This is a genomic window from Larkinella fluvii (assembly GCF_051857545.1).
Classification (GTDB): Bacteria; Bacteroidota; Bacteroidia; order Cytophagales; family Spirosomataceae; genus Larkinella.
Genome location: NZ_JBPZHB010000006.1, coordinates 243,871 through 263,755, shown reverse-complemented (window position 1 = coordinate 263,755; position 19,885 = coordinate 243,871). Strand labels below are relative to the sequence as shown.

General features: G+C 51.5%; 18 protein-coding genes. 10 read left to right on the top strand and 8 right to left on the bottom strand.

The genetic code is table 11. The features are described from left to right. The first annotated feature begins 226 nt into the window (after window positions 1-226). Window positions 227-778 (top strand): DNA-3-methyladenine glycosylase I, encoded by a 552-nt coding sequence (locus ACS5NO_RS17315; RefSeq protein ID WP_439416325.1) that lies wholly within the window; start codon window positions 227-229, stop codon window positions 776-778. Here the strand turns inward: ACS5NO_RS17315 and ACS5NO_RS17310 are convergent. After that, on the bottom strand, window positions 775-1,809 hold the full coding sequence (locus ACS5NO_RS17310; protein ID WP_150878136.1) for a sensor histidine kinase: 1,035 nt from the start codon (window positions 1,807-1,809) through the stop codon (window positions 775-777). The genes ACS5NO_RS17315 and ACS5NO_RS17310 overlap by 4 nt on opposite strands. A gap of 17 nt (window positions 1,810-1,826) precedes the next feature. Next, entirely contained in the window at window positions 1,827-2,531 is a 705-nt protein-coding gene (locus tag ACS5NO_RS17305; protein ID WP_114410206.1) for a response regulator transcription factor, read from the bottom strand. A 269-nt stretch (window positions 2,532-2,800) separates the two neighbouring features. Between ACS5NO_RS17305 and ACS5NO_RS17300 the strand changes: the two genes are divergently transcribed. Then, window positions 2,801-3,793, top strand: coding sequence for a glycoside hydrolase family 43 protein (locus tag ACS5NO_RS17300; RefSeq protein WP_439416324.1), 993 nt, complete (start codon window positions 2,801-2,803; stop codon window positions 3,791-3,793). Between the two features lie 117 nt (window positions 3,794-3,910). On the opposite strand, the gene ACS5NO_RS17295 is transcribed toward ACS5NO_RS17300, so the two are convergent. Both ACS5NO_RS17295 and ACS5NO_RS17290 read right to left on the bottom strand, forming a co-directional pair. Then, window positions 3,911-4,510, bottom strand: a complete 600-nt coding sequence (locus ACS5NO_RS17295) for a hypothetical protein (protein ID WP_439416323.1) — start codon at window positions 4,508-4,510, stop codon at window positions 3,911-3,913. 149 nt (window positions 4,511-4,659) lie between these two features. Beyond that, a complete protein-coding gene (locus ACS5NO_RS17290) occupies window positions 4,660-5,505 on the bottom strand; it encodes a hypothetical protein (RefSeq protein WP_439416322.1) in 846 nt (281 codons plus the stop codon). A gap of 170 nt (window positions 5,506-5,675) precedes the next feature. Between ACS5NO_RS17290 and ACS5NO_RS17285 the strand changes: the two genes are divergently transcribed. Then, window positions 5,676-6,809 carry an AI-2E family transporter gene (locus ACS5NO_RS17285; protein ID WP_439416321.1) on the top strand — a complete coding sequence of 378 codons (1,134 nt, stop codon included), beginning with the start codon at window positions 5,676-5,678 and terminating at the stop codon, window positions 6,807-6,809. Window positions 6,810-7,184: 375 nt separating this feature from the next. Here ACS5NO_RS17285 and ACS5NO_RS17280 read toward each other — a convergent pair whose 3' ends face one another. Together ACS5NO_RS17280 and ACS5NO_RS17275 are read right to left on the bottom strand one after the other, a co-directional pair. After that, window positions 7,185-7,814, bottom strand: a complete 630-nt coding sequence (locus ACS5NO_RS17280) for an LON peptidase substrate-binding domain-containing protein (RefSeq protein ID WP_439416320.1) — start codon at window positions 7,812-7,814, stop codon at window positions 7,185-7,187. Window position 7,815: 1 nt separating this feature from the next. Beyond that, complete coding sequence (locus ACS5NO_RS17275) at window positions 7,816-8,289, bottom strand: gliding motility lipoprotein GldH (RefSeq protein WP_114404571.1); 474 nt, start codon at window positions 8,287-8,289, stop codon at window positions 7,816-7,818. 205 nt (window positions 8,290-8,494) lie between these two features. Here ACS5NO_RS17275 and ACS5NO_RS17270 point away from each other — a divergent pair, with 205 nt between their 5' ends. The 6 genes from ACS5NO_RS17270 (at window position 8,495) to ACS5NO_RS17245 (ending at window position 16,687) form a co-directional block, all read left to right on the top strand. Then, window positions 8,495-8,857: a BlaI/MecI/CopY family transcriptional regulator gene (locus tag ACS5NO_RS17270; protein ID WP_114404570.1), complete on the top strand. Its 363-nt coding sequence runs from the start codon at window positions 8,495-8,497 to the stop codon at window positions 8,855-8,857. A 2-nt stretch (window positions 8,858-8,859) separates the two neighbouring features. Further along, window positions 8,860-10,569: a M56 family metallopeptidase gene (locus tag ACS5NO_RS17265; RefSeq protein ID WP_439416319.1), complete on the top strand. Its 1,710-nt coding sequence runs from the start codon at window positions 8,860-8,862 to the stop codon at window positions 10,567-10,569. Window positions 10,570-10,590: 21 nt separating this feature from the next. Beyond that, on the top strand, window positions 10,591-11,685 hold the full coding sequence (locus tag ACS5NO_RS17260; RefSeq protein ID WP_439416318.1) for a hypothetical protein: 1,095 nt from the start codon (window positions 10,591-10,593) through the stop codon (window positions 11,683-11,685). A 126-nt stretch (window positions 11,686-11,811) separates the two neighbouring features. Next, the gene (locus tag ACS5NO_RS17255; protein WP_439416317.1) at window positions 11,812-14,757 is read left to right on the top strand and encodes a M16 family metallopeptidase; all 2,946 of its coding nucleotides are present in this window, start codon (window positions 11,812-11,814) and stop codon (window positions 14,755-14,757) included. 252 nt (window positions 14,758-15,009) lie between these two features. Beyond that, complete coding sequence (locus ACS5NO_RS17250) at window positions 15,010-15,978, top strand: hypothetical protein (protein WP_439416316.1); 969 nt, start codon at window positions 15,010-15,012, stop codon at window positions 15,976-15,978. A 16-nt stretch (window positions 15,979-15,994) separates the two neighbouring features. Further along, window positions 15,995-16,687: an SGNH/GDSL hydrolase family protein gene (locus tag ACS5NO_RS17245; RefSeq protein WP_439416315.1), complete on the top strand. Its 693-nt coding sequence runs from the start codon at window positions 15,995-15,997 to the stop codon at window positions 16,685-16,687. Between the two features lie 2 nt (window positions 16,688-16,689). Here ACS5NO_RS17245 and ACS5NO_RS17240 read toward each other — a convergent pair whose 3' ends face one another. Next, complete coding sequence (locus ACS5NO_RS17240) at window positions 16,690-17,631, bottom strand: toxin-antitoxin system YwqK family antitoxin (RefSeq protein ID WP_439416314.1); 942 nt, start codon at window positions 17,629-17,631, stop codon at window positions 16,690-16,692. A 115-nt stretch (window positions 17,632-17,746) separates the two neighbouring features. Here ACS5NO_RS17240 and fcl point away from each other — a divergent pair, with 115 nt between their 5' ends. Beyond that, the gene (gene fcl / locus ACS5NO_RS17235) at window positions 17,747-18,688 is read left to right on the top strand and encodes a GDP-L-fucose synthase (RefSeq protein WP_138992679.1); all 942 of its coding nucleotides are present in this window, start codon (window positions 17,747-17,749) and stop codon (window positions 18,686-18,688) included. A gap of 107 nt (window positions 18,689-18,795) precedes the next feature. On the opposite strand, the gene ACS5NO_RS17230 is transcribed toward fcl, so the two are convergent. Beyond that, window positions 18,796-19,644: an AraC family transcriptional regulator gene (locus tag ACS5NO_RS17230; protein ID WP_439416313.1), complete on the bottom strand. Its 849-nt coding sequence runs from the start codon at window positions 19,642-19,644 to the stop codon at window positions 18,796-18,798. Window positions 19,645-19,885: the final 241 nt, after the last annotated feature.

The following is a 19,885-nucleotide window of genomic DNA, read 5'->3' as shown; positions in this document are numbered from 1 at the left end:
TGGCAGTGTTATTTTGGGTACAATCTACAGCAATTGGATACCGTTCTTCGGCCACAATCCGATAACTTTGTCGTACAATAACCGGATCAGGTGTTGATCCAGCCCACGGTTAAAACCGTGGGAAAACCGAGAATAGTGCCAGAACGCCCAACCGTTTCAACGGTTTTGAGATCCTGAAACCGTTAAAACGGTGGGCTACATTAAAATTTGACCGATCCGTTTTCCAATGTCGTACTGCACTGCCATCGATTTCATGACCGCCGAACGAAAGGCTCTCCACAAGGCCTATCACGACCATCTTTACGGTTTTCCAATCCATGATGACGACGAGCTGTTTTGTCGGCTGGTGCTGGAAATCAATCAGGCCGGTTTGAGCTGGGAAACGATCCTGAAAAAGGAAGCCGGTTTTCGAAAAGCCTACGATAATTTCTCCATTGCCACAGTTGCGGCTTATACCGACGCCGACCGCGAACGACTGCTGGCCGATGCGGGCATCATCCGCAACCGGCTGAAAGTCAATGCCGCCATCGAAAACGCCAAAACCATCCTGCAACTGCAAAAAGAACATGGTTCGTTTGAAAGCTGGCTGGAACTCCACCATCCCAAAACCAAAGAAGAATGGGTGAAGCTGTTCAAAAAAACGTTTCGCTTTACCGGCGGTGAAATCGTGAACGAGTTCCTGATGAGCATCGGCTATCTGCCCGGCGCCCACGCGGCCGACTGTCCGGTGTTTGAAAAGGTGCTGGAGAAAAAGCCGTTATGGGCCGTAGGGCGTTAATCGGCTTTATCGAGCTTGAAACTGAAAACCGTGCCTTTGTCCGGTTTGCTCATCACCGTGATTTTCGATTTGTGGGCGTTCAGAATGTGCTTCACAATGGCGAGTCCCAGACCGGTGCCACCCCGTTCTTTCGAACGGCTTTTATCGACGCGGTAAAACCGCTCGAAGATGCGGTTGAGGTGTTCGGGCGGAATGCCGGGGCCGTTGTCGCGCACCTGAATGATGTACTGCTTCTTTTCCTCCTCAAAACTGACCACCACCTTGCCGCCGTTGTTGCCGTATTTAATGGCATTTTCGATCAGGTTGGTGAGTACCTGCGTGATGCGTTGCGGGTCGGCTTTGACCAAAATACCGCCGGGTTGATCGGATTTGATTTTTAAGGAAGCCTGGCGGGCCAGCGCGTTATTTTCCAGTTGCTCAAACACCTCCAGCGTAATCTGGTAAATATCCACCGGCTCAAAATGCATCTTCACCTCGCCGGTTTCCAGTTGCGACAGGGCCACGAGGTCTTTCACCAGTGCATCCAGACCGTCTAAACTTTTGGCGGCTTTGGCCAGAAATTTATCCCGCACCTTCTCGTCGTCGATGGCCCCGTCGATGAGCGTGTGTACGAAGCCCTGCGCGGCAAAAATGGGCGTTTTCAGTTCGTGGGAAACGTCGGCCAGAAACTCACGCCGGAACTGTTCGAGTCGCCGGAGTTCCTCGATTTCCTTCTGTTTGCGGGCCACATAGACAAAAATCTCGTCGTTCAGTTTCTTGAACGGATTGCTGTTTTTAACGATGGTGGTCCGGGAAATCGTAAAATCCTTGATGCGCAGTTTGTGGATGGTTTTGTAGAGTTTGTTGACCTCGCGGTACACCAGAATTTCGATGGCATACAGAATCAGGAAAAACGAAACGATCAACGACGAAATCGCCACCACGAACAACATGCTGCGCGTGACGCCTTCCACAAACGTCAGAAACACGACCGTCAGGGCCGAAATCAGACCGGCCAGCAGAAACGCAGCAATACGGGGGCTAAGCGACATGAAGTAAAGATAACCGCTTAACCTTCATCATTGAACATGTACCCCACGCCTTTCAGGGTTTTGATGTAGGTTTCGCCGATTTTTTCCCGCAATTTCCGGATGTGCACATCGACGGTGCGTTCGAGGACGTAGATATCGACTCCCCAGATTTTTTGCAGCAACTCTTCCCGGCCAAATACTTTGTTAGGCGACAGCGCGAGGAAAAACAGCAGTTCGAACTCCTTTTTGGGCAGCACGACGGTTTTGTCGCCAGTCGTTACGGTGTAGTTCAGGCGGTTGATGACCAGCCCGCCGATTTCGATTTTCTCGCCCGGATCGGCTTTCTGGGCTTCGCGCCGGAAGAGGGCGTTGATGCGGCTCATCAGCGCGCGCGGTTTGATGGGCTTCGTAATGTAGTCGTCGGCCCCGATTTCAAAAGCAGCCACCTCCGAATATTCCTCGGAGCGGGCGGTTAGGTAAAGAATAAACGTTTGGCGCAGATCAGGCAAATTGCGGAGTTGGCGGCCGGTTTCGATGCCGTCGAGTTGCGGCATCATGATATCGAGCAACACCAGTTCGGGAACAAACGAGCGGGCGGTGTCGAGGGCTTTTCGGCCATCGGGCGCAGTGCGGACGTCGTACCCTTCTTTCTCCAGATTGTATTGCAACAGCTCGACAATGTCGGGGTCGTCGTCGACCACCAGCACACGGTGGAGTTGTTGGGAAGTCTTCGTGGCACTCATTCTACGGTTTGTTGGTGTAATTTGGAATCGAAGGTACGCGCTGTGTCAGCAATTTTACGAAGTTAACTCTATTGTTAACAAAAACTTAACACGAAATGACGTTACCCCGCACAATACGCAATAGGATAAAAAACGGGCGCAACGGCATGGTCAAACCGGAGGCTATTCTTTCTGCCTCTCGATTAAAACGACTAAAATAGTGATACATTTAGTGTGATAAATCGCTGAAACAGACCTGAAATATCCGATCATTAGCAGACCGCAGCCCCATGATTAAAAAAGCCGTATTGATCGTTGCCCTGATTACCGCTCATCTGACCCCGGTTTTTTCGCAAAACCGGGCGCCTGTGCTCCGGCAGGATGTGCCGCTGGATTCCATTCGCCTGAGCGACCCGTTTATTTTGGCGGATAAAAAGACCTCGACGTACTATATGACCGGTACGGGGGGCATGCTGTGGAAAAGCAAAGACCTGAAAAAATGGACCGGCCCTTTCAAAGTAACCCGCACCGATCCTGGCTCCTGGATGGGGCCGAACCCGATGATCTGGGCGGCCGAACTGCATCATTACAAAGACAAATACTATTATTTTGCCACCTTCACCAACCGGGCGGTGAAAATCGATACGGTCGGCGAAAATATCATCGAGCGCCGGGCCAGCCATGTTCTGGTCAGCGATCAACCGGAAGGGCCTTACGTTCCGATGAAAGACCCTACCTACCTGCCTGCCGACAAGCCAACGCTGGATGGCACCTTGTGGGTGGAGAAGGACGGAAAACCGTATATGGTTTATTGTTACGAATGGCTGCAAAACCTGAATGGAACCATTGAGAAGATCGAACTGAAACCGGATTTAAGCGGGTCGGTTGGCGAAGGAAAACTGCTGTTTCGGGCCAGCGAAAGCCCCTGGAGTCGTGAGAACGGCGGGACCGGCCCCAACAAAGTGACGGACGGGCCGTATCTATTTCGCACCGGAACCGGCAGGCTGGCCATGCTTTGGACCAGTTGGATCGGGGATGTCTATACACAAGGCATTGCCTATTCGAAAAGCGGCACGCTGGATGGCCCCTGGCTCCACGAAAAAGAGCCCATCACCCCACCCAATTACGGTCATGGCATGTTGTTTCGGACCCTGAACGGCACCTGGTTGATGTCGCTTCACAGCCATAAAAGTACCAACGGTCGTACGCACCGGGTTCCGCATTTGTTCGAAGTAGACTTTTCGGGCGATAAACTGGTGGTCGGGAAGCCTTATTTGCCTTGATGATCCGGTTGGCAGGATCGTACCCTAAAGACGGTTTTAGCAGATTAAGAAAAACCGGGCGACAAATAGCGAGAGGTAGACCTATCGATTTAAACCGTGGTAATGAGCCTGGCTAGGTTACTGCTTTACGAGATCAACCTGTTCAACCCCGCGATCAAAGCCACGCCAAACCATTTTCCGCTGTCCGTTGATGACTTCGATTGAAAAATTATCGTTGATCAAACCAAGGTCTTTCAGGAACGCTTCTTCGGGTTCAACGATACGCGTGCCATTCGGAAAATGGTACTCAAACAGCGAAATGGCCTGGGGACCTTCTCTATTGACCAGCCAGCCAAAATCAGCGCGTAAATTTAACTGAACCGGATAGGCTTTTCCGCCGTATTCAATCGTGCCATCGTATTCCCCGCGCCGGAGGTCTCTGGGAGTAGACCGGGCAACCGCTGCTGGCCGGATGGTCAATGTAGCCAGGTTCAGAAAAGTGCTGTCTTTGGTCAACTTGACGTGTTCACGGAAATAGAGTCTTGGATTGTGCTTTACGACTACTTTTTGAAGCGTCCATGTACCGATGATTTCAGGAGCCAGATTCTGCATGAGTTGAATACTGACCTGGTCATAATCTATTTTAGGAGTTACCGGTTTTGGCGTTGCCGTATACTGTTGGGTACATTGGCTGCAAAACAAGCCCATTGCTGCCAGAAGGTAGAAGCTGATTCTCATGATTACCAACGCTTTTAGTCAGGACTCAAAAAGGCTTCAAAAGATAATAAAGGCGGTTTGTCGGGTCGAATATAAACTTTTCAAATTAATAAATGAAGAACTGTGCTTTTGTTAGGGGCAAAATAAAAGTAACAACGGACTCAATACGATCACTTCCTCCGAATCAAATACATCCTTCCCCGTTCATTCGTCATCACCAAATCCGTGTTGTTCACAAATGCCAGCCCTTCGGTTTGTCCCCGTGGAATCCGGAGGCAGCGCGTCGGATGCTGAAAATCGATGCGGTTATTTTTCTGCTCAAACAGGAAAATCTTGCCATAAGTCAACACCGCCAGCGTTTGGCCGTCGGGGCTGAGGGCGGCATCGGTCACCATCCGGTTCAGGAAAATGCTGTCGGTGGGAACGAGGGCGTGGTCCCCGCCCTGGGCAGGCATCCCATAGAGGTTGACAGGCAGCCGGGGCTCCGACCGGTTTTTTGAGATGAGGTACAGGCTGTCTTTGGCGGCAAAAAGGGCCTCGCTGTCGAAATTACGCGTATCTTTCGACGCCGGAAACGATTTCTGCCGGGCATAATGAAACGGAATGGTCTGAAAATCGTTAGGTTGTTTGGGATTGACCCGATAAATGCGGAGATCCGTTCGGGCGTTGGCGTTATTGCCGATGTCGCCGATGAACACCGCCGTCGTGTCCTGGCTCGCCAGGGCTTCCCAGTCCCGGTTTTTCAGCATTGGCAGGGGCAGCGAATCGACGAGCGAACCGTCGCGGGCCACTTCATAGAGCGTGGGTCGGCCCCCGCTGTCGTTGTGCGTCCAGAACGTGTTGCGACCAGCACGATACGACAGCCCCGAACTTTCGTTGACCACCGGTGCCAGCCGCCCAACCCGCGAAACCGCATACTGAGCCCGTCCGCTGCGAAAACCGCTGCGTTTGTTCTCCGTGTGGCAGGAGCAAAGGGCCACTTTGAGCGAAAATAAAAAAAGAAGAAAAGAGGTCATAAAAAATAGTTTACAGTTTTCGGTATACGGTTTTCGCCGGGCCGACGTTTCGGTGGCTGACGCATTCCGGCTAGTACAATGCTCACATCTGCCAGAAAGCATGCGTCAGCCACCGAAACGTCGGCCCGGCGAAAACCGTATACCGAAAACAGAATACCACAGCCAAAAATATGGAAAACAAATTACCTGAAGTCAATTTACCGTCGTACGTCCGGTTTGCCTGCATCATGATTGTGCTGACGATCCTGGTCTACTGGCTGTCGGCCATGCAGGAACTGATCGTACCGCTGGTTTTTTCGATTCTGTTCGCCATGATCCTGTATCCGATCAACCACCGGCTCGAACGCTGGCGGGTGCCACGCGTACCGGCCATTCTGATTTGTCTGGTGATCATGATCGGCTTTTTTTACCTGCTTTTTTACCTCATTTCCCTGCAAATTTCCAGTTTCACCAGTGAAGCTCCTAAATTACTCGAACGGGGCAATCAGATTCTGGACAGACTACAGACGTTCGGGGAAGACCGGTTTCACATCGAACGCTCGAAAATGGTGGCCGAGGCCCGGAGTTACGTCAACAACCTGATTCGTGAAAGCGGTTCTTTTCTGACGTCCACCTTGCTGGCTACCACCAACACGCTGTCGACCATCTCGATTGTGCCGCTGTATATCTTCTTTCTGATGCTGTACCGCGACTTCTTCCGGTCATTTTTTTACAAAGTATTCAAGAGTACGAAGCGGGCCAAGATCGACATCGTTTTTGGCCGTATCTACACCGTTGTCAAGGATTATCTGGTTGGGTTGGTGCTTGTCATCATCATTGTGGGCGTGCTGAACACGGTCGGTCTGCTGATTCTGGGCATCGATTACGCCGTCTTTTTCGGTTTTCTGGGCGCGTTCATGATCCTGATTCCGTACATTGGCATTCTGATCGGGTCGCTGTTGCCGGCTTTGTTCACGCTGCTGACCCACGATAATCCGCTGGTTGCCCTCGGCGTTATCGGCGTATTTTCGTTCGTCCAAATTCTGGAAGGCAACTTCATCACCCCCTACATCGTGGGTTCTAAAGTCAGCATCAACCCGCTGGCAGCCATTATTGTTCTGTTACTCTGGGGGCAGTTGTGGGGCGTGACCGGCCTGATTCTGGCGCTGCCCATGACGGCCATTCTCAAAGTCGTTTTCGATGCCGTCGAACCGCTCAAACCGTACGGTTTTCTGCTGGGTGAAGCCGAACGTCCGAAAAAACCAATGAATGTTAAGGAGTTGACGGATAAACTGCCGAAAAAAGTCAAGGATTTGGTGGATTGAAACGATTCAAAATCAGACCCTATTTTAGACTTCAGCCCGCGGCCGATTTGGTTTCAAGGACCATTCTTCGGTATTCAATGGATCATTCCTACGGGATTTTGTTCGTCTAATTCATGGGGTTCGGCGGGTTAAGGCCCATCGCTACAAAATGAATCATCCCTACGGGATTTTGTTTGTTTAATTCACGGGGTTCGGTGGGTTAAGACCCATCGCTACAAAATGATTCATCCCTACGGGATTTTTAGGAGTAGATAATCCCATAGGGATGAATCATTTTGTAGCCCCGGTTTAAAACCGGGGGAGATATGTACGGGATGGGTTTAGAATCCCGTAGGGATGATTCATTTTGTAGCTTAAAAACAAATCAACCGTGGATCAGAATTTCAACGGGTCCAGATTCTTGAAATGGCCGTTCATTTTGATGCGGTCTTTGGTGCGCTCCATTTCCGAAACCACCGGCAACACCCGGTCGAGGTGGCGGATCAGAAACCGCTGGCGTTCGTTTTCGTGGTCGATCGTCAGCAGCTCGTATTCTTCCTCAACCGACAAACCGATTTTGTGCGCCACCCGAAACGACAGGAGGGGTGTTTCTTCGTCGATTTCGGATTTGATCTGTAGCAGCCGGTACAGCCGGGTCAGTTTGACAATCAGTTCATCCAGGTGGTCGCCCATTTCGGGTTCGACTTCCACCACCTGCACCGTGCCGCCCGCATAGAGTTTTCCCGGCGACGGATTTTCGAAGTTAGCCACCTTAAAAATCCGAATTCCCTTCGATTTGATGTCCATCCGTCCGTCGTCATACCGTTTGTGTAGGGTAGTAACGCTCATTTCGGTGCCGTAACCGGGCAGTTTGTTGTTGATAAACGCCGGAATGCCAAAGGTTTGTCCTTTTTCCAGGCATTCTGCGATCAACTGCCGGTAGCGTTCTTCAAAAATATGCAGGTTGAGATCTTCGTTGGGATACACAACCAAATTCAGCGGGAAGAGAGGCAAATAAATTTCCATACTACAAGTCTTTTTCCACCGTCACGCCCACGCTGTAAATTTCCGGCAGGGGGTTCTGGCGCATGTATTGCCGCAAGCGGATCGTGTATTTTCCACTTCGCGGAAAGCGGTATTTTTTCATCATGCTGATCCGGTGGTCGAACAGATCGCCCAAACCGTCGCCATACGGTTTTCCGGTTTTCGGGTCAAGCAGCGTTAGCTCGTCCTGCTTCGACTCCAGCATTTTTCCGGTTCCGTCCAGCAAATAACGACGGATGTACAGGTTGTAGTACGGATACGAAACGCTGTTCCGGATGTTGTAATAAACGGAATAGGTGACCGTCGTATCGGCAATCTCGAACGTAAACTCCGGTGTATTCTTGATGTACCAGGTGCCGTCTTCGATGTCATCGATTCCTTTATAAACCGCCTTTTCGTCGCAACCCGCCAGCAGCAGCCACAATCCGGCCAGTAATCCTATCGGTAATTTCTTCATGGAGCGTAAGCTGTCTTTACACAAAACTACGACCCTCCCGCGTAGATTCAAATTAAGGCCGTGGCCGGGGGGTAGAATAAAAAACTACGAAAATAGTTTGCAAGCTACGCAAACCGTTCTATATTCGTCATTATGGAGTCAGGACCTTGTAAATGGTCACCGGTTTTTTGCCCGGACAGCACTTTGTTAACCTAAAATAAGCGCGATGGAAAAGTTAACTGCCAAAGAAGAAGAGATCATGCAGGTCTTGTGGAAAGTCGAACAGTCTTTTGTAAAAGACATGCTGGCCTATTTCACCGACCCGCCCCTGCATTACAACACCGTTTCGACCATTATCCGGAATCTGGAGGAAAAAGGGTATGTCGGCCATCAGGCGTATGGCAATACCCACGAATACTACCCGATTATCAGCAAGGAAGACTACCAGAACCGCTTTGTGCTGAAGAAAGTCGTGTCGGATTATTTCGATGATTCCTACAAAAATCTGGTGAGCTACTTTGCCAAAAAGGATAAAATTTCGGTAGACGAGTTGAAAGAAATCATCACGATGATCGAGAAGGGGCAGTAGCCATGAGCCTGTTGATTTACCTCCTGCAAGCGGGTCTGATTCTGGCGGTGCTGACGCTCTGCTACCGGCTGTTGCTCCGCCGGGCCACCTGGTTTGGCCTGAACCGGTATTTGCTCGGGCTGAACGTGGCGCTGGCGTTGGTGCTGCCGCTGGTCGAGTTGCCCGACTTTCGGCCCGCGCCCGTCCGGAATCTGGTGCAGCAAACCGTTCCGAACCTGCGGGTTCTGGACTGGTCGCGGCTGAAACCGGCCCAACCCGCTCCCCAGTTTCAAAAACCGCCCGCTCAGGTGCCGGCTGTCGTCCCGGAAATCCAGCCGGAAGAATCGACCGTTACCGGGCAGAAACTAGCGTTGTGGGCGTATCTGGCAGGGGTAATCTTTTTGGGCGGGCGACTGCTGGTGCAACTTTTGTCGCTGGCGCGGCTGATTGCGCGCTCGGAGCGTTCGTGGGAGGATGATGTCTGGCTGGTGGTCAACGCGGAGGTCGATGCTCCCTTTTCCTTTTTTCGATGGGTCATTCTGAATCCGGAACTGTATGAACAGGACGAATTCGACCAGATTCTGCTGCACGAACGGGTGCATTGCCGGCAGTGGCACAGCCTGGATATGCTGCTGGCCGAGTTGCTGCGGGTCATCTTCTGGTTCAATCCGTTTGCCTGGTGGCACCAGCGGCTGGTGCAGGAAAACCTGGAATACCTCGTCGACCGGGAAGTGCTGGATGAAGGCATCGAGAAGAAAAAATACCAGTATTACCTGCTGAAAGCCAGCCTCTCGGGCGAAACGCCGGTTCCCGTCCGACCGGCGACCAATTCGTTCAATCAGCCGCAACTCAAAAGCCGGATTTCGATGATGAACCGGCCCAAGTCGAACCGGGGGTGGCAAACCTACCTGCTTTTTAGCGTTAGTATTATCCTCTCCTGTTCGGCCTTTACCACGCCAAAAACCGTTTCCCGGTACGTGGTCGACAACCGGTTTGGTGTGTTCGGATTGATTACGGCGGTTACATCTTTACAGGATCTGGATGTGATGCAGGCGGTTTTTGCGGAACGGGGCATCACGATGCGTTACCAGGCCGACGTCAATCGCTCCGGCCAGATCGATCACATTTCGGTTGAAGTAAAAAACGGAAAACAGGTCGTTGCCCGGACGCTCAATCAAATACCACCCTTTGTGATCACGGCCATTCAACCCGACCCGTCGAAGCCGTTTGTGGTGCAGACCACCCGGCGGGTGATGCAGTTGCCCGACACTTTGTTTTCGATTTGGGAACACGAAAAACCGGTGGTGGTGCTCAATGGCCGGGTGCTGAACCTGCGGCCGGGTCAGCCGTTTGGCTTTGGCTCCGTGTCCGACTACAAGCGCACGGTGCTGACGGCGCAGGAAGCCATGAAACGGTTCGGCAAAACCGGGCGCTACGGGGCCACGATGATCGACGGAAAAATTCTGGATGCGGTTTTTTCGGCCAATCCGGAGGTGATGGCGATGGGCCGCCAGCTTTTGTACAAAAAAACACTCTCGCCGGAACAACTCACCCACTTTACCTTTCTGATCGACGGCAAGCGGGGTTCATACCAGGCGTTTCGGGAACTGGCTGCCGACGACAAGATTTCGGTAGCGGTTTTCGACAAAGGATCGGCGGGAATGGTCAAGCCAATGTTCACGACCAAGGGTCTTGTGGTGGTTACAACCAAAAGCCAGTTGCTGGCGGATTAATCGGTTTTCCTGAACCTGCGTATGAAAACGAATGGTATTTTTCGGCAGCACCCGGAGCAGTTCAGCTTCGTCAACCAGTTCGGTCCCCGGTTTTTGAAAAACCGCATTCAGATGATGAATCAGGCATCCCAAACCCGGCGGTCGTGGCTGGTCTATTTGGTGTTGTTTACGGTTACCGGACTGGTGACGACGATGGCTGCGGTGGAAAAGCCGAAAAAACCGTCATCGGCTTTGGTAAAGAAGAAGCCGGTAGTGATCGCGAAGCCAAAACCCGTTTTTTCTGCGGTTGTTGAGCAGGCTGATTCGCCCATAGAATCCGACTTGAAAATCGTGCCGAAACCGGTGGAAGAACTGGGCGAAAAATCCGTGGCGATTCCCGATTCGGCGCAGGTTGCTGATGAAATACCGGTAGTGAATACGGAAAAACAAAGCCGGTATGTTGTCCGGGAAGGGAAGTTGCTGTACTGGGTGATTACGCCCAAAATGTCGTTCAAAGATCTTTCGGAATTGAAACAAACGATTGAAGAGCAATCCCGGTTTACCTTCGATTTTACGCACGTCAAATTTGATCCGTTTCAGGTCTATATCAATGCCATTGGCGTAAAAGTTCATAAACAGAATGGTAGTTCTGGTTCAACGTCCAATGGGGATGAGACTGGCGAACCGATCAAGTCGATTGGCGGCTATCTAGCCGAGAGCGGTTCGCTGGGCATAGGCATGGCCAGTTCTGGAATGCCGGATGTTTTGTCCCAGGTCGTGAAAGAAGACGAAGCGTCCGTTGCTGGCTTGGTGACCGAAAGCCGAATTGCTTATTCAATTCAGAAAAATCAGAAATTTATGGCGGGGAGTAAGTCGACTGTAAAAGGGCAGTGGCTGCGTGACAATCCCGGGCGCCGAAATGAAGGGTTAGGCGTTTTTATCAATGACAGTGGTCAGCTTCAGCTTTATCATCCTGAAAGTGTTACTGTACTGATCGATGGACAGGCGGTGAGTGCCGACCAGATAGCGATGTTTGATCCGAAGCAGCTTCATACGGTCATTATCAACGATGTTCGGGATGAATCCGCCGGACCGGGCCGGAAAAAGCGGTATGTCCAGTTTTTCTTCAGCCAATAGTGTTTGATGGGAACACGGATTTAACGGATCAAAAAACTGATTTTTATTTTAATCGGTGTAAATCCGTTCCATCCGTTAAATCCGTGTTCCCATTCTCTATACAACGTAACTTTACTTCCCCTGAAAATGAAACAATTTCTGTTATCGCTGAGCCTGTTGCTGGTAATCGTGCCGTCAACAATGGCCCAGAAAACCGGCGTGGCTACCGAATGGAAAACCGCCACCAGCAACGGCTATACGTATCGCTACGTGACCAACGACCCGATGCAAACCCGGTTTTATACCCTCAAAAACCAACTGACGGTTATCCTCAGTGTCAATAAAAAAGAACCCCGCATCTTCTCGTTCATGCCGACCCGGGCGGGCTCCAACACCGATCCGCGAAGCAATACCGGGCTGGCGCATTACCTCGAACACATGCTGTTCAAAGGCACCGACCGCTACGGCAGTCTGGACTGGGCGAAGGAAAAACCGCTGCTCGATCAGATCGATGCGCTCTATGAACGCTACAACCAAACGACGGACACGGTTCAACGGAAGGCCATTTACCGGGAAATTGACCAGAAATCGGGCGAGGCTGCGAAGTTTGCCATTGCCAACGAGTATGATAAAATGATTGCCAGCATGGGGGGGCAGAATTCCAATGCGTTCACCAGTTATGAAGTCACCTGCTACCTCGAAGACATTCCCGCCAACGCCATCGATCGTTACCTGACGTTGCAGGCTGAACGGTTTCGTAATCCGGTTCTGCGCATTTTCCACACCGAACTGGAAGCGGTGTACGAAGAAAAAAACCGGAGTCTCGACAACGATCCCTGGAAAGTGGAAGAAACCCTGATGGCGGCCTTGTTTCCGGTTCATAACTACGGCCAGCAAACCACCATCGGAACCGTCGAACACCTCAAAAATCCGTCGCTGCTCGAAATCCGGAAGTATTTCAACAACTACTACGTACCCAACAACATGGCGATCATCATGGCGGGGGATCTGAACCCGGATGAGGTCATCAAAAAAATTGACGAGAAATTCAGCTACTGGCAACCGAAAGACGTAAAACTCTACAATCCGGCCCCCGAAGCCCCGTTGACCCGGATTCAAACCCGGGAAGTGTTTGGCCCCACGCCCGACAACGTTCGGATTGGTTACCGGCTGCCGGGTGTGCTGGATGTGAAATCGTCGCTGCTGGCGACGCTGGCCGATGAGGTGATGTCGAACTCGGCGGCTGGTCTGATTGACCTCAACCTCAACAAACAGCAGAAGATTCTGGGCGGTGGCTCGACCATCGAAAAACTGAAGGATTATTCCGTCTGGACGATGTCGGGCCGACCCAAACAGGGGCAGACGCTCGAAGAAGTGAAAGATCTGCTGATTGGGCAGGTGGAGAAACTGAAGCGCGGGGAGTTCGATGAGAAAATCCTGAGGGCCATCGTCAACAACTACAAACTGAACGCCATTCGTGGCCTGGAAAACAACTACAGCCGGGTGGCTCCGATGCTGGATGCGTTCGTCAATGACAAAGGTGAAAGTTGGGTCGACTACACGCGTCGCCTGGATGAGATGAGCAAGATCACCAAAAAAGACGTGGTAGCCTTTGCCAATCAGTGGTTTAAGGACAATTACGTGGTGGTTTACAAACGGAAAGGCGAGGATACGAGCATTCAGAAAGTGGAAAAACCGGCCATTACACCCGTTGCGACCAACACCGACAAGCAATCGCCGTTTCTGGAAACCGTCAACGATCTGCCGATGGCTCCGATCAAACCGGTGTGGCTCGATTACAAGAAAGACGTGAAACGCGGCAAAGCCGGAATGGCGGACGTGCTGTATGCCGCCAACGTGGAAAACGAGATTTTCCGGCTGGGATACCGGCTGAAAATAGGGACCTATCACAGCAAACTTCTGGGCCTGGCGACGCAATACCTGGCTTTTCTGAGCACGGACAAGCTGAGCGCGGAGCAGGTGAGCACCGAGTTTTACAGCCTGGCCTGTAGCTACTCCATTCAGCCTGGCAACGAATACACCACCATCCGGTTGAGTGGCTTGCAGGAAAATTTCGAACCGGCGGTGAACCTGCTCGAAACGTTGCTGAGGACCTGTAAACCGGATGAAAAAGCGTTGGAAGAACTCAAAGGACGGGTGTTAAAACAACGCTCCGACGCCAAATTGAGCAAAGAGACGATCATGCAGGGATTGATGCAATACGCGCAGTACGGTCCCCAAAATCCGTTCAACAACCAGTTCACCAACGACGAACTGCAAAAAGTAACGGCTGCGGAATTGGTCGCCTTTCTGCATAATCTGGTCAATCTGCCGCATCAGATCATTTATTACGGTCCGAAACCGCTGGCGGTTTTTGAAAAGAAGATCGTAAGCCTGCACAAACTGCCTGCGACGTTTGCCGCCGTTCCCACGAAGCGGGCTTTCAAGCAGGTTGCACAGAATGAAAACCAGGTTTTGTTTGCGGATTACGACATGGTGCAGTCCGAAATCTCGTGGGTGCGCAACACCCGGGCCTATGATCCGGCTCAAACCCCGGTTGTCGAGTTTTTCAACAACTATTTCGGGGGCGGAATGGCCTCGGTGGTGTTCCAGACGCTCCGCGAATCGAAAGCACTGGCCTATTCGACCTATGCGTATTACGACACGCCCGCCAAAAAAGACGAGCAGTATACGCTGATCGGTTACATCGGCAGTCAGGCTGACAAACTGCCCGAAGCCGTTGCCGGGATGAATGAGTTACTGAATGCCCTGCCCGAATCGCCGGTGGCCCTGGATGCGGCCCGGAAAGGGATGAAAAAAGGCTACGAAACCGAACGGGTTTTGCAGGATGCCGTGATTTACAGCTACCTGGCCGCCGAAGAAAAAGGCCTGGACTACGACGAACGCCAGAAAATTTACGATGCCCTCGATCAGTTGAGCTATACCGACCTGAAGAAATTCAGTGACGAGCACCTGGCCAACAAACCGTATACGTATTGCATTGTGGCCTCGGAAAAACGGGTAAACGCCGATCAGCTAAGCCAATATGGCAACGTAAAAAAGGTGTCACTGGAGGAGATTTTCGGGTATTAAGATCCGCCTTGTCCATCTACACCCCCGGTTTCAACCCGCCGAAAATGGGGAAGATTGAATAAAACACAATCCCGTAGGGATGATTCGTTTTGTAGCGGTGGGTTTCAACCCGCCGAAAATGGGGAAGATCGAATAAAATACAATCCCGTAGGGATGACCTATTGAAGGCGAAAGAAGGTTTGTTGATTGAAACCAAATCGGTATCTTTACTCATGTCAGAAATGAGACGATCTTCCTGATAAAGAGCTGATCATGAAGCACAAAAGCCCATACCGCTACCGGTTCACGAACCAATTTGAATACGCCGGATTGAAAAACCGGATTCAGATGATGAACCAGGCCCGTTCTGATGAAGCCTGGTGGCGGTATATGCTGCTTTGGGTCGCAACGGTGCTGGTGGTGATGGCGTGCCAGAGTGAGCAGACCACCAGCGAAGTAACCCATCGCCCCGATTTTCCGTTAATCAACCCGACCCGCATTCTGGTGACTAAACTGGAAGACGGTCCGCTCTGGGGACGTTCACTGACGTATTACCAACGGAAAAACAAGCTCAAAACTGCAACCGTTCTCCAATTCAATGCCCCGTTTATTCTTAACCTGAAAGACAGTGTTCTGACGCTGGCGGAAAACTACAAAGCCCAGGCGCTGGTGTATATCAACGGTAAACCGGTGTCGGCGACTCTGCTGGCGAAGCTGAAAATCGATTACGTCGAGGAGCTTTTCGTTCTGCATCAGTTTGACGGCATCGACAATCCGGATCCCCATCCGTATCGTATATTGATTCAAATCAGCAAGCAATCCATTCCGCTGGGGCCGGAGCGGCAGCAGTTGGTCGCGATGCTGAAGGCTGCGGGGATGTCGGATCATCCGCTGGGCGTTACGCACACGTATACGATGAATAAACTGCTGGAAGCCACCTTTTTCGGGTACAAAGACGTATTCGTGAAACGGACGAAAAACCAGCACCTGAAAATTCAGGAGGAGTTTATCAGCGATATCGACGTCTTCATCAACGGCATTCCGGTTGATCCGAAAGAGGTGGAAACCGTGCATGTCCGCGAAGTAGACCGGCTTTACACCCACGAACGGCCCTTTACGAACTGGATGCGGACTGAAAAACGCCAAAGTCGGTATGCGCTTCTTATCAAAACCGCGCCCAAACGGGCCAAACGCGACAGCAGTTATTACGTCTTCAGTCCGTTTTATTCCGGTGACTTTTAACGTTTTACGATACTGCATGACGCTGTTCTTTCTTTTTCTCCTTCTGGCCTGCGCCCAACCCGGTGCTGACGATGACCGTATGACACCCAAGCCCGGCGCGTCGACTGACGCCAACTACCTCGCCCTCGGCGATTCTTACACCATTGGCGAGAGCGTGCCGGAAGCCGACCGCTGGAGTGTTCTGCTGGCCGGTTTGCTGCGTAAAGACGGTTTAACCATCACCGATCCCGACATCATTGCCCGGACCGGCTGGACCACCAGCGAATTGAGCGACGCGATCAAACAGAGCGGAAACCAGAAAACGTACCAACTGGTGTCGCTCCTGATTGGGGTCAACAACCAATACCGGGGGCAGGACGTCGAGCGATACCGCATGGAATTTCGAGCCTTGCTGCAAACCGCCACCCGCTTTGCCGGTGGAAAACCGGGGCGGGTTTTTGTGTTGTCTATTCCCGATTGGGGCGTAACGCCCTATGCTGCCGGGTCAGGCCGGGATCGGCAGCAGATCGCGAAAGAGATTGACGCCTTTAACGACGTGGCGCTGGATGAATGCAAAAAAGCCGGTATTGTGTACGTCGATATTACGCCAACGTCGCGCACGGCGGCCGGTGATCCGTCGCAAATTGCCGAAGATAGGCTGCATTTTTCGGGAAAACAATACCGCCAGTGGGCCGAAAAAGCCCTGCCGGTGGTCAAGAAATTGCTGTAGGTTTACTGATCGTCTTCCGCGACCTCTTTTTCTTTCGGGCGTTCGTAGGTGATCTTGCCTTTGTCGTCCCACTCGCTGATGACGTACGGTTCGAATTCTTCGGTCCAGCGGTCGCGGCCGTATTGGGTGATTTTCTTGCGTTGCCGCCGGAACTGGTAATATTCGATCCAGCGACCGACTTTCACGCCGTTGTCATACTTGCCTTCAGCCGCCAGTTGGCCCCCTTCGTAGAATGCCATGTACTGCCCGTTTACTTTCCCAAACTCCTTCGGCAGCACTTCCTTGACTTTCGTATGCGCGGAATCGTAATACGTAATCTCGGATTCGGCAGGAAAACCGCGATCCCATTTTTGCTTATCGAGGAGTTTGTAGTTGGCGTCGTATTTTTCCCAGCGACCGTCTTTGGCGCCCACATAATAGTAGCCTTCTTCGAGCAGAATCCCGTTCTGATACCGCTTATACGGCCCGTGCATGATCATGACTTTTTCCTTGTCTTTGATCAACGCCGACGAAATCCGCTGGGCTTTGGGGTCAAACCAGTAGGTTTCGCGGACGTAGGCATTCGGCTGGCGGTATTGCTTCAAAACCGTAAACTTCTCGATGATGGTCCGGTCGCCACTGCCAAACTTCGTGTATTGTTCCACGATCGGGATACCTTCGTATTCCGTCCGGGCCAGCCTTTGTTTCTTCTTGCGTTCGGATTTATCCTTCTGGTCTTTCTTGAATTGCTTGACTTTCAGTCCCAGATCGGGTAGCGTTTCGCTCACCAGATTCTCCACACCCGTTGGCACCAGCGACAGGCCGGGTTTGTCGCCCTTGGCCGACTTCTCCGTAACCGGTGCTTGCGAGGTGGTAAAGGAGTTCTGAACGGGTGAGGTAGTCGTCTGGGCTGTTCCCACCAGCCCGCTACCCAGTAATAACCCAAGTATCGTAATTCGTTTCATGCAGCGTAAATCAGTCTCAGCGGCTTGGCCGGTTTAACCTTATCAATGCAACGTTTTTGATGTGGTTTTATTTTGTCAGAAACCGTGCCTAACTTTAGTACTAAAATACTGAATTGTGGAAAAAGACGCTAAAATATACGTAGCTGGTCACCGGGGGATGGTTGGATCGGCCATCGTCCGGAAATTACAGGCGGAAGGATTTGAAAATCTGCTGGTTCGCACCTCGTCGGAACTGGATCTGCGCAACCAGGCCGCCGTCGAAGATTTTTTTCAAACCGAAAAGCCGGATTACGTGGTGCTGGCTGCGGCAAAAGTGGGCGGTATTGTCGCCAATAACACTTACCGGGCCGAATTTCTGTATGATAACCTGCTGATTGAAGCCAACATCATTCATCATGCCTACGTGGCTGGCGTCAAGAAACTGCTGTTTCTGGGCTCCTCCTGCATTTATCCCAAACTGGCTCCCCAGCCGTTGAAAGAGGAATATTTGCTGAGCGGTTTTCTGGAACCGACCAACGAGCCCTACGCCATCGCCAAAATAACCGGGATCAAGCTGTGTGAAGCCTACCGCAGTCAGTACGGTTGCAACTTCATTTCGGCCATGCCGACCAATCTTTACGGGCCAAACGACAATTACGATTTGCAGGGTTCGCACGTGTTACCGGCTCTGATTCGCAAATTTCACGAAGCCAAGGTCAACGACCAGCCGTTTGTGGAAGTGTGGGGGACGGGGACGCCCCGCCGGGAATTCCTGCACGCCGATGACCTGGCCGACGCCTGTTTTTTCCTGATGCAGAACTACGACGAGGAGCTGTTTGTCAACATCGGCACCGGCGAAGACGTTACAATCCGGGAACTGGTGGAGCAGGTGCAGCAGGTGGTGGGCTACGAAGGCGAAGTCCGCTGGAATACCGACAAACCCGACGGCACTCCCCGCAAACTGATGGACGTCTCGCGGCTTCACGATATGGGCTGGAAACACACGACGGAACTGAAAGACGGTGTGGAACGGACGTACCAGGATTTCCTGGCGAATGTGGAGTTGTATGTAGAGTGATTTGAGTTGTTTCGCGGAGTTGAGCGGAGTAAAAAGAGTTAAGCAGAGAAAATAAATAGCTCCGCTTAACTCCTTTTTCTCCGCTCAACTCCGCGAAACAACTCAAATCACACCCGCACCCTTCGATACACCATCGGCGTATGCTGGTAATACCGTTTGAAGAGTTTATTCAGGTGGCAGATGTCGGTAAACCCAAACTCGTCGGCGATTTGCGAAACCGTCAGTGAACTCAACCGCAGTCGTTTTTCAACCAGCTTCAGTTTGTACTGGATGATGTAGTGCTGCAACGATTCGCCGACCTGCTGTTTGAACAGTGCACTCAGATGGCCGGGTGAATAATGGAAAACATCGGCCAACTGCTCGATGCGCAGGGATTCGGGTTGCATGATGTGCTGACAGATGTAGGCTATAATTTTCGGGATCAGATCGGCAGAAGGCGTTAACGTGTGGATCGATTTGAGTTGTTGTTGCGTAATCTGACGCTCAATCAGGCTCAGCATAACGCCCATCAGGGCATCGACGATCGGCGAAGAAAGCTGACGGGGGCTTTTTTGTTCGCTCAGCAGAATAGACAACAGGGCATTCAGGTGCTGTTGATCCGTTGCGGTTTTAACCAGGCTCCCCGTAAAACCGTGCGTGGTGTGCAGGCTATAGGTTTTGATTCGCTTCCAGACGGTATTTTTGACGTTGGCCAAACCACTCAGGTACGCATCGGTGAACGTGAGAAAACAGAACTGGGTTTTTTCAACCACGCTGAAGGAGTGATGGTCTGAAGGGCCGAGAAAATATACGTCGCCCGTCGTATACGGGAAGCGGTTATCATTGATGATGTGGTACCCACTGCCCTTGCCGATCAGAATGAGTTCATAGAAGTCGTGCGTATGAACCGGCAAAAGCCATTGACTGGTTTCGACTTGCTGAACGAGCAGCGGTTCTTGTTGGAGGTAGCGTTTCATACAGAAGAGCGTTTCAGGTTGTTCGGAATCAATTCAAAGACTCTGTATACCAATGAAATGCCACCCCTCCTTTACGAATGAAAGTAAACCGTAGGCCATAATTAATACTTTGATTTTCAATTATTTATAGATTAGTTTAAGCCTGCTTGTGGCTGGTAATGTCCTCCAACATATTGGAGTGCCTCCATTATAGTGGAGTTGGATTTTGGAGGTTACACCCGTGTATTCTTGTTTGTATCTT

What these genes read in the sequence shown, in the direction of transcription:
- ACS5NO_RS17315 (WP_439416325.1), top strand. Translation starts at nt 227, where the DNA reads ATGTCGTACTGCACTGCCATCGATTTCATGACCGCCGAACGAAAGGCT.
- ACS5NO_RS17310 (WP_150878136.1), bottom strand. Translation starts at nt 1,809, where the DNA reads ATGTCGCTTAGCCCCCGTATTGCTGCGTTTCTGCTGGCCGGTCTGATT.
- ACS5NO_RS17305 (WP_114410206.1), bottom strand. Translation starts at nt 2,531, where the DNA reads ATGAGTGCCACGAAGACTTCCCAACAACTCCACCGTGTGCTGGTGGTC.
- ACS5NO_RS17300 (WP_439416324.1), top strand. Translation starts at nt 2,801, where the DNA reads ATGATTAAAAAAGCCGTATTGATCGTTGCCCTGATTACCGCTCATCTG.
- ACS5NO_RS17295 (WP_439416323.1), bottom strand. Translation starts at nt 4,510, where the DNA reads ATGAGAATCAGCTTCTACCTTCTGGCAGCAATGGGCTTGTTTTGCAGC.
- ACS5NO_RS17290 (WP_439416322.1), bottom strand. Translation starts at nt 5,505, where the DNA reads ATGACCTCTTTTCTTCTTTTTTTATTTTCGCTCAAAGTGGCCCTTTGC.
- ACS5NO_RS17285 (WP_439416321.1), top strand. Translation starts at nt 5,676, where the DNA reads ATGGAAAACAAATTACCTGAAGTCAATTTACCGTCGTACGTCCGGTTT.
- ACS5NO_RS17280 (WP_439416320.1), bottom strand. Translation starts at nt 7,814, where the DNA reads ATGGAAATTTATTTGCCTCTCTTCCCGCTGAATTTGGTTGTGTATCCC.
- ACS5NO_RS17275 (WP_114404571.1), bottom strand. Translation starts at nt 8,289, where the DNA reads ATGAAGAAATTACCGATAGGATTACTGGCCGGATTGTGGCTGCTGCTG.
- ACS5NO_RS17270 (WP_114404570.1), top strand. Translation starts at nt 8,495, where the DNA reads ATGGAAAAGTTAACTGCCAAAGAAGAAGAGATCATGCAGGTCTTGTGG.
- ACS5NO_RS17265 (WP_439416319.1), top strand. Translation starts at nt 8,860, where the DNA reads ATGAGCCTGTTGATTTACCTCCTGCAAGCGGGTCTGATTCTGGCGGTG.
- ACS5NO_RS17260 (WP_439416318.1), top strand. Translation starts at nt 10,591, where the DNA reads ATGAAAACGAATGGTATTTTTCGGCAGCACCCGGAGCAGTTCAGCTTC.
- ACS5NO_RS17255 (WP_439416317.1), top strand. Translation starts at nt 11,812, where the DNA reads ATGAAACAATTTCTGTTATCGCTGAGCCTGTTGCTGGTAATCGTGCCG.
- ACS5NO_RS17250 (WP_439416316.1), top strand. Translation starts at nt 15,010, where the DNA reads ATGAAGCACAAAAGCCCATACCGCTACCGGTTCACGAACCAATTTGAA.
- ACS5NO_RS17245 (WP_439416315.1), top strand. Translation starts at nt 15,995, where the DNA reads ATGACGCTGTTCTTTCTTTTTCTCCTTCTGGCCTGCGCCCAACCCGGT.
- ACS5NO_RS17240 (WP_439416314.1), bottom strand. Translation starts at nt 17,631, where the DNA reads ATGAAACGAATTACGATACTTGGGTTATTACTGGGTAGCGGGCTGGTG.
- ACS5NO_RS17230 (WP_439416313.1), bottom strand. Translation starts at nt 19,644, where the DNA reads ATGAAACGCTACCTCCAACAAGAACCGCTGCTCGTTCAGCAAGTCGAA.